General features: G+C 39.6%; 1 protein-coding gene. It reads left to right on the top strand.

Going from position 1 to position 692, the window contains the following annotated elements; genetic code table 11:
- Positions 1–397 (top strand): hypothetical protein (locus QTN95_RS20910; RefSeq protein ID WP_331418885.1); only part of this gene is annotated, 397 nt, incomplete at its 5' end.
- Between the last annotated feature and the right edge of the window lie 295 nt (positions 398–692).

The following is a 692-nucleotide window of genomic DNA, read 5'->3' as shown; positions in this document are numbered from 1 at the left end:
CGTTGATATAACTCAATTAACAGCTACTGAGTTCCCTATTCCTTTTGATCCCGTTGTTAGTTTTTCAAATGAAATTATTGATGTATCTTTCTCCCCTGAAACCGCTCATACATATTCTTATCCAGCGGTTATGTTAGCTTGTTTAAATAGTACCGAGATCAATATCAGAACGGCGTCATCAGATATAAACTCGGGTGAATATCTGCTCAATTCAGGTTCTTATAATAAGAGCCTGAGTGAGATATTCGGTCAGACTCAAGCTCAGCTAACTCAAGGTTTCGACACTTGTACCTTTGAGATGGATATTATTGCGACTAAAGACTCCATACCAACTCAATCCAATGGGCAGATAACTTTGTATGTTCAACAGAAAAGAACGGTAAGAGTAGATTTATAATCATTTCCACAATAGCTCAAGCATTGTAGCTAAATGCTTGAGCTATAAATTTTAAGTCATAAAACTGATAAGACGAGATGAAGTTTCGTATCGAGCTATGGTTAGAACACCTACCCTAGAAAATACCATTCGAAAAGGTAGGCAATGAGCTTCAAGAAATCATGGATCAGCGTCTTGAGGATGAAACGGCTGAAATTGTTTGGGTGGCGACCAGCCGTGATAACTTCGGTCGAATCGGTGGTGAACTGTTTGGCAATGGTCTACTAACTCGACGTGATATAGACCGCTCTCGTGG

This window comes from Vibrio sp. M260112, assembly GCF_036533775.1.
Lineage (GTDB): Bacteria > Pseudomonadota > Gammaproteobacteria > Enterobacterales > Vibrionaceae > Vibrio.
Note: the sequence above shows the minus strand (reverse complement) of the source record. Positions and strands in the feature narration are given on the sequence as shown.